Source organism: Corallococcus praedator (assembly GCF_003612125.1).
Taxonomy (GTDB): domain Bacteria; phylum Myxococcota; class Myxococcia; order Myxococcales; family Myxococcaceae; genus Corallococcus; species Corallococcus praedator.
Genome location: NZ_RAWI01000420.1, coordinates 1 through 7,750 on the forward strand (window position 1 = coordinate 1; position 7,750 = coordinate 7,750).

Annotated in this window: 5 protein-coding genes and 1 pseudogene; 4 read left to right on the forward strand and 2 right to left on the reverse strand. The window is 71.6% G+C overall.

Annotated elements, in window-relative coordinates:
- From D7Y13_RS34840 to D7Y13_RS34850, 3 genes and pseudogenes are all read left to right on the forward strand, one after another.
- A pseudogene (locus D7Y13_RS34840) lies at positions 1-464 on the forward strand (FAD-binding oxidoreductase); the annotation flags it as partial.
- Positions 465-581: 117 nt separating this feature from the next.
- Positions 582-1,499: a hypothetical protein gene (locus D7Y13_RS34845; protein ID WP_120585833.1), complete on the forward strand. Its 918-nt coding sequence runs from the start codon at positions 582-584 to the stop codon at positions 1,497-1,499.
- 109 nt (positions 1,500-1,608) lie between these two features.
- Positions 1,609-2,796, forward strand: a complete 1,188-nt coding sequence (locus tag D7Y13_RS34850) for a tetratricopeptide repeat protein (RefSeq protein WP_120535965.1) — start codon at positions 1,609-1,611, stop codon at positions 2,794-2,796.
- Between the two features lie 9 nt (positions 2,797-2,805).
- Here D7Y13_RS34850 and D7Y13_RS34855 read toward each other — a convergent pair whose 3' ends face one another.
- Positions 2,806-3,768 (reverse strand): ornithine cyclodeaminase family protein, encoded by a 963-nt coding sequence (locus D7Y13_RS34855; RefSeq protein ID WP_120535966.1) that lies wholly within the window; start codon positions 3,766-3,768, stop codon positions 2,806-2,808.
- 265 nt (positions 3,769-4,033) lie between these two features.
- Between D7Y13_RS34855 and D7Y13_RS34860 the strand changes: the two genes are divergently transcribed.
- Positions 4,034-6,064 carry an ATP-binding protein gene (locus tag D7Y13_RS34860; protein ID WP_233595973.1) on the forward strand — a complete coding sequence of 677 codons (2,031 nt, stop codon included), beginning with the start codon at positions 4,034-4,036 and terminating at the stop codon, positions 6,062-6,064.
- A gap of 31 nt (positions 6,065-6,095) precedes the next feature.
- Here the strand turns inward: D7Y13_RS34860 and D7Y13_RS34865 are convergent, their stop codons facing one another.
- Entirely contained in the window at positions 6,096-7,724 is a 1,629-nt protein-coding gene (locus D7Y13_RS34865; RefSeq protein ID WP_120630922.1) for a Sapep family Mn(2+)-dependent dipeptidase, read from the reverse strand.
- Between the last annotated feature and the right edge of the window lie 26 nt (positions 7,725-7,750).

Below are 7,750 nucleotides of genomic sequence, written 5' to 3' on the forward strand. Positions count from 1 at the left end.
TCCCCACGGAGGCGAACCTCGCCATGACCTACTGGAGGAAGCGCACCCCGCAGCCGGAGGCCCCGGATCCGGACCGAGACCGCTGCGGCTTCATCTGGTGCTCCGTGGCCGTGCCCTTCACCAGCGCCCACGCGAAGCGCGGCGTGGAGATCGCCGACCGCGTCCCCCGCCTCTTCGGCCTGGAGCCCAACCTGGCCCTCCTCGCCCACTCCCCGCGCTGCCTCTACCTCGTCACCGCGCTCGCCTATGATCGCGACGTCCGGGGCGAGGACGCCCGCGCCCACGCCTGCTACCGCGCCCTCACCCAGGAGCTGGCCCAGGCCGGGTACTTCCTGACCCGAGCCGGACTCCAGGCGCAGGAGTTGTCACCGCCGGTGCCGGACGCGACCACCGAGCTGGTGCGGACGCTGAAGACGGTGCTGGACCCCTGGGGAATCCTGGCCCCGGAGCGATCCGAGAACTGAGAGGGCCGGCGCGGATCAGCGCTGAAAAAAGAGGAGCGGAAACTTTCTCAGGGTTCGAGCCGATAAACCTACAAGTCACACGCCTTCCCCCAGCGCCCAGCGCCCCCGGAGCCCTTCATGTCCATCGAGACCAACCGCTACCGTCCCGTGTTCCGGAACCCCACGACCCCCACCCCGGCGAACGGCACCAACGTGCGCCGCGAGGTGCAGGCGCAGTCGCAGAACCGGGCGCAGGGCGAGGCGACGATCAACCTGAACCGCGGCGTCGAGGGCAACCGGGTCACCACCAGCAACCAGGTGAACCCCTCCACCACGTCGGACATCCAGAGGCAGCTGGAGACCAGCCGCTTCGACCAGACCGTCGCCCAGGGCGAGTGGAACAAGAACTGGACCGCCGCTTCCGGCGAGCACACGTTCGGTGACGCGAACAGCAACTTCCACACGACCGTGGAAGGCCAGGCGCTGACGGCGGACGTGGCGGCGCAGGGCAACGTCTCCATCGACCCGCTGCACGGCAAGATTGGCGCCGAGGGCAGCGTCGAGGCGAAGGCGGACCTGGTGCGCGGCTCGGTGGAAGGCCACGCGGACACCGCGCTGGGCCGCTCCGAGTGGGGCGCGGAGGGCAACGTCGGCGCCGAGGCGACCGCCACGGGCCAGGTGGTGTTGGATCCGCTCCACGGCCAGGCCGCGGCCTCCGTGCACGGTGAGGCCTTCGCCGGCGCCCGCGCCAGCGCGGAAGTCACGCAGGAGATTGGCCCCGCGACCGTCACGGCGGGCGCGGAAGCCTTCGCCGGCATCGGCGTGGAGTTCGAAGCCAACGTCGGCCTGAAGGACGGCAAGCTGTCCGCCAACTTCGACGTGGGCGCGGCGCTGGGCATCGGCGCGAGCGTGGAGTTCGGCTTCTCCGTCGACGTGGGCAAGATTGGCGACGGCGTGAAGGACGCGGTGCAGAACGTCGGCGAGGGCATCAAGAACGTCGGCGAGGGCATCAAGAACGTCGGCGAGGGCATCAAGAACGCGCTGGGCGGCTGGTAGTCCCCCGCACGCTTTCGCCTCTGCTTCCCAGGGCCTCGTCCATCCGGACGGGGCCCTTCCTTTTTCCCGTGGCTCGACAGCCCCCGGACGCTGGGGGACACTTTCCATCATGAACTCTCTGGAAACCCTCCTCGCTGCGGGCCAGCTTGCCCAGGCCAAGGCAGAGGCCGAGAAGCTCCTCGCGAAGAACCCGGCGCACCGCGACGCGCTGGTGGTGATGACCAAGCTCTCCCTGGTGGAAGGCAAGCTGCCCCAGGCGGAGGCGCTGCTCGCGAAGGCGGAGGCGCAGGGCGCCACGCCGGAGACGGGCCTCGTGCGCGCGAACATCGCCGCGCAGAAGGGCCAGCTCGTCGCCGCCCTCAACGCCTACCAGGCCGTGCTCGCGCAGGACCCCAACCGCGCGGAGGCCCACTTCGGCCGCGGCATGATGCTCATCAAGCAGGACAAGGCGCCCCAGGCGCTGGAGGCCCTCACCCACGCGGTGAAGCTCCAGCCCCAGCAGGACGTGTTCCGCTACCGCCTGGGCCAGGTGCAGTTGGAGGCCGGCAAGACGGAGGAAGGGCTGGCCACGCTGCGCGAGGTCATCACCCGGCAGCCGCGCTTCGTGCCCGCGTACCTGAGCCTGTCGCACGCGCTGTCCTCGCAGGAGAAGCTGGTGGACGCCCGCCGCGTGTTGGAGCAGGGCCTCAAGGCGGTGCCCAACCAGCCGCGCCTGCTGGCGTCGGTGACGGTGCTGTCCATGGCGCTGCGCGATTTGCGCACGTCCTACCAGGCGGCCTCCGCGCTCGCGGCCTCGCGCCCGAAGGACGCGGACGCCCAGGCGAACCTCGCGCAGCTGATGCTGGCGCGCGGTCAGATTGAACAGGCCCGGCACCTGTGCCAGACCATGGCGTCGCTGGGCGTCACCAGCGAGTCCCTGAAGATGGCGGAGGCCACCTGCTTCGAGTCGCAGGAGCCGCCCGCGTACGACAAGGCCATCGCCGCGTACGAGCAGGGCATGGGCATCTCGCCCGACGGCTGGCGCGCGGCGAACAACCTGGGCCAGCTGCTCTTGCGCATCCCCGCGGAGCCGGCGAACACGCACCTGCCGCGCGCGGTGACGGTGCTGGAGGAGGCCACCCGCCGCGCCCCGGAGCGTCCGGAGCCGCTGCTCAACCTGGCGCTCGCGCAGGCGCGGCTGGGGCAGGAGAAGAAGGCGAAGGAGCTGGTGCAGAAGGTGCTCGCCATGCCGCTGGCGGAGGACACCGACATCTACCAGGAGGCCACGCGCCTGTCGCAGGCGCTCGCCAAGGCGTGACGCGCGCGCCTACTCGCTGAAGTCCAGCGTGGGCACGTCTTCGTCGCCGGATGCGGCCTGGAAGACGTGCCACGCGGCGGTCAGGTCCTGGAAGGGCAGGCCCACCGCCGCGAACACCGTCACCTGCTCCTGGGACGTGCGCCCGGGCTTGAGGCCCGCGATGACCTCGCCCAGCTCCGCGTGGATGGCGCCCTCCGAGAGGCCCACCGCGCCAGCGGCCCCGGACGCCACGCTGAGCGCGCGGTGGTCGCAGACGAAGTGGGCCGAGGCCAGCAGCTCCGCGGACACCTCCGCCTTGCCCGGCTCGTCCGCGCCCAGCGCGGTGATGTGCGTGCCCGGCCGCACCATGCCCGGGTGCAGGAAGGGCTCGCGGCTCCACGTCGCCGTCACCACGATGTCCGCGTCCGCCACCGCGTCCGCCACGGACGTCTCCACGCTCACCGGCAGGTTCAGCTCCTGGTACATGCGAGAAGCGAACGCGTTCGCGTGCTCCAGGTTCGTGTCGTAGACGCGCACCTGGCTGAGCGTGCGCACCAGCCGCAGCTGCTTGAGCTGGAGCACGCCCTGCCGGCCCGCGCCCACCACCGCCACGCGCGTCGCATCCGGCCGGGCCAGCACGTCCGCGGCCAGCGCGCCCACGACGCCGGTGCGCACGGAGGTGAGGTGGCCTGAGTCCATCACCGCCAGCAGTCCGCCGGTGACCAGGTCGTGCAGGTGCACCACGCCCTGGATGGCGGGGGACTGGCCGGGGAACTTCGCGTGCACCTTCACGGTGTACGCGGGGATGCCGGGCACGCTGCCGGGGAAGAGCACCAGCGCGGTGCCCTCCGAGTGCAGCGGCGCGCGCACGCGCTGGGGGGCCACCGTGCGGGCCAGCGCGTCGGTGCGGAAGGCCTCGCGCATGTCGTCCAGGAGCAGGAGCGCCTGGAGGTTGCGGGCCACGGCGGAGCGGTTGAGCAGGAGGGTGCGCATGCGGTGGCCGCCACCCTACCCGACCCCCCACGGCGCCATGCGGAGGAACGTGCCCTGGCCCCGCCGAGCGCACGAAGGTGAACGGCACGCCGGGCGGTGCGTCCGAAGCCCGTCCCAGGACCCACGGGCGAGGGGTCGCCATGGGGGCGTCCCTGGACGAAGACACGAAGCGCGGCGCGCACACCGTGAGCAATCTTGCGACAGGGCGGCGCGGCCGGGCGAGGGCCTGGGGAGACTGGCGATGCAGGAGCCGGATTCACGCCCCGTGAAGGGGAGCACGGGCAGCGAGGACCGCCTGTCGGCGGCGGAGTTCCTGCGTGCCCACCGCGAGACGCTGCTGGCGGACTGGCAGCAGGCGGTGCTGGAGCACCTGGCGGGGAAGGTGCCTCCGCGCGAGCCGTGGCTCATCGACCACCTGCCGGAGCTGCTCTCCGCGCTGGCGGACGCGGTGGACTTCGGGTCGGAGACCCTGGACGAGCGCATGGAGGTGGCGCACGCCATCGCGCGCCTGGATGAAGGCTTCAACCTGGGCGAGGTGGCCCACGAGTACGCGCTCTTGCGCCGCTGCATCCTCCACCGCCTGGAGGCACAGGAGCAGCGGCTGCGGCCCGGCGACCTGACGCGGCTGGAGGAGGCGCTCGACCGGGTGGTGACCCGGTCGATGGTGTTCTTCTGGGACATGAAGCAGCGCATCCTCCAGACGCTGGAACGCATGGCCGAGGCGACGCTGGACGACCCGGACATGGAGACGCTCCTGGAGCGCCTGCTCACCCGGCTGATGGAGTCCACGCTGGCCGTGGACGCGGCCGCGGTGATGCTCCTGGAGGGCGACGAGCTGGTGGTGCGCGCCGCGGTGGGCCTGGGCACCCACGAGGTGAAGGGCCAGCGCGTCCCGGTGGAGCACAGCATGGCGGCGCAGGCGGCCGTGCTGCACCAGCCCTTCCTCATCCGCTCGGCCGCCACCGACCCCCGCGTCCTCCTGGACTCCCTGCGCCAGCAGGACCTGCGCGCGCTGTACGGCATGCCCTTGATGGACGGCGACCGCCTGTTGGGCGTGGCGTACATGGGTTCGCGCACGGCGTTCGCCTTCTCCGACGCGGACACCCTGCTCTTCCGGGCCGTCGCGCAGCGGGCCTCGGCGCACATCGCGCGCACGGAGCTGCACACGCGCGAGCGCGCGGCGCGACAGGAGGCGGAGCGGTCCCTGGCGCAGTTGGACTCGCTCCTGGACGCCGCGCCCGTGGGCATCACGTTCCTGGACACGCAGCTGCGCTACCTGCGCATCAACGACGTGCTCGCGAACCTCAACCGCAAGCCCGTGGAGGCGCACAAGGGCCGCCCGTTGCAAGAGATGGTCCGCGATGGCGCCGGAGATGCCATCGAGCGTTCGCTGCGGCAGGTCTTGGAAACCGGCCAGCCCGTGCAGGACGTGCTCATCGAAGGGCCGGATGTGAAGCGGGGCGGCATCGGGTACTGGCGGGCGGACTACTTCCCGGTGCGCACCCGGGACGGCGTGCTGCTGGGGGTGGGCAGCACGGTGGTGGACATCAACGACTACAAGCGCGCGGAGGCCGCGCTCCAGCAAGCCGTCAACTTCCGCGAAGAATTGCTCGCGGTGCTGGGACACGACCTGCGCAACCCCCTGCACGCGGTGAACGCGTCCGCCTTCATGCTGGGCCGCTTCGAAGGGCTGGACGCGACGTCGCGCCGGGGCGTGGACCGCATCCGCAAGGCCTCGGCGCGGATGGCGCGGATGATCAACGACATCCTGGACTTCGCGCGCAGTCGCCTGGGCGGGGGCATCCCGACGACGCCCCAGCACGTGAACATGGTGGAGCTGTGCCAGAGCATGCTGGAAGAATTGCAGGTGGCGTACCCGGAGCGCCCCCTGACCCTGGAGGTGAGGGGCGGGAACCTGGAGGGCCAGTGGGATCCGGACCGGGTGACGCAGGTGCTGGGCAACCTGGTGGTGAACGCGCTGCAACACGCGCGCAACGACACGCCGGTGGAGACGTCGCTCACCGACGAAGGCACGGACGTGGTGATGCGGGTGCACAACGAGGGTGACCCCATCCCGGAGCACCTGCTGCCGCGCCTGTTCGACCCCTTCAAGCAATCCCTCACGCCGGACGAAGGGGGCAAGCAGCGCAGCCTGGGGCTGGGGCTCTACATCGTGCATGAGATCGTCCAGATGCACGGCGGCAGCGTGCACGTGGAGTCCACCGTGGAGCGGGGCACGACCTTCACCGTGCGCTGGCCCCGCGTCCCACCGCCCCGGGGCTACCTGCCGCCCTGAAGCTCCGGATGAAGCTCCGGATGAGGCCCCGCTACGGCGTGGCCTTCGCGTCCGGCGCGGGGGCGATGGCCAGCGTGTGCACGGCCTCCGCGAGCATGCGCGTGCTCAGGTCCAGCGTCTCCAGCGCGATGGACTCGTCGGGCGCATGGCCGGTGTAGGGCTCGTTGGGGAACGCCGGCCCGAAGTCCACGGCGCGGGGGAACAGCCGCGCGTAGGTGCCGCCCCGGATGGAGCCGGGCACGGCGTCCGGCGCCTTGCGCTGGCGCTTGAAGATGTCCATGAGCGTCTGGACCAGCGGGCCGGACGTGTCCGCCACATGCGGGTCTCCCACGTAGCGGCCGCTGGCCTCCTTCACCTGCCCGCCTGAATCCTCGCCCACGCGCTTCGCGGCGGCGTCCAGGCTCGCGTTGAACGCCGGGGCGTCCTTGCCCTGCGGACGGCGCATGTTGATGCCCAGCGACACGGCGCCATCCTTCACGCGCAGCACGGTGGGCGCGACGAGCAGCGGCCCCATCAGCGTGTCCTGGTAAGCGACGCCCAGCTTGTCGCCGTGGTGGTCCCCGTCGAAGCGCAGGGCCACGACGCGCAGCATCGCGGCGATGCCATTGTCCTCCAATGACAGACGCGCGGCCACGGCGGACAAATCCCAGAGCGCGTTGCGACCTTCGTCCGCGACGGAGGAGTGCACCGCGTTGCCGTGGGTGGTGAGCACGACGGAGGCGCCCTCGCGCTTCACGTCCGCCTTCAGGTCCTTGCGCGCGGGCTGCTCTGCGGCGATGGCGGCCTTCACCTGCGCGAGCACCACCTCCGGCGTCTGGCCCTTCACGGGCACGAGCTTCAGCGTCGCGGCGCCGGGCACCTGGGTGAGGAACTCGCCCGCGGTGACGTCCACGGCGCGCGCGGTGGTGCCCTCCTTCGGGGTGGCGGCGGCCGTGCCCACGGGCGCCTCCAGCGTCCACGCGACGAAGCCGGACTGCGCGGCCATCACCGGGTAGCCGGAGTCCACGGAGATGACGTGCGTGGGCTTGGGTTCGGTGTCGGCGTACTTCTTCATGCCGTTCCAGTCGCTCTCCTCGCCGTTGCCGATGATGACGAGCACGCGGCCCTGGGGCTTCAAGCCCAGGTCCTTCGCCATCGCGAGCGCGACCAGCGCGGAGGCGATGGGCCCCTTGTCGTCCTCCACGCCCCGGCCGTACAGGCGCCCCTTCTCCAGGACGGGCTTGAAGGGCGGGCGCTTCCACTCGTGCGCGGCGGCGGGGACGACGTCGCCGTGGAAGACGAGCCCCAGCAGCGGCTCGCCCTCGCCCCAGGACAGCTCGAAGACGTCGCGCTCGCCCACGGTGCGGAAGGCGAAGCCGTGCTGCTTCGCCCACGTCTCCAGGTAGCGGCCCATGGCGGCCATCTCCGGGTTCTTGGACGCGGGGGCCTCGCTGCTCACCGTCTTGAAGCGGACAAGGCCCTGGGTGAGGGCCACCACGTCGTCCAGCGCGCACGCCTGGATGTAGGCGGCGTAACGCTCCGCGGCGGACGTGCCCTTCAAGGCGGTGTCGGAGAAGCGGGCGGCGCGGGCGGCGGGCTTGCCGGCGCAGCGAGGGTCCTTCGCGGCGAGGGCGGCGGTGGGCGCCAGGAGACAGAGGGCGGCGAGGAGGCGGGGGCGCATGGGGGTCCTTGGAAACCGTCCGCCGG

What these genes read in the sequence shown, in the direction of transcription:
- D7Y13_RS34845 (WP_120585833.1), top strand. Translation starts at nt 582, where the DNA reads ATGTCCATCGAGACCAACCGCTACCGTCCCGTGTTCCGGAACCCCACG.
- D7Y13_RS34850 (WP_120535965.1), top strand. Translation starts at nt 1,609, where the DNA reads ATGAACTCTCTGGAAACCCTCCTCGCTGCGGGCCAGCTTGCCCAGGCC.
- D7Y13_RS34855 (WP_120535966.1), bottom strand. Translation starts at nt 3,768, where the DNA reads ATGCGCACCCTCCTGCTCAACCGCTCCGCCGTGGCCCGCAACCTCCAG.
- D7Y13_RS34865 (WP_120630922.1), bottom strand. Translation starts at nt 7,724, where the DNA reads ATGCGCCCCCGCCTCCTCGCCGCCCTCTGTCTCCTGGCGCCCACCGCC.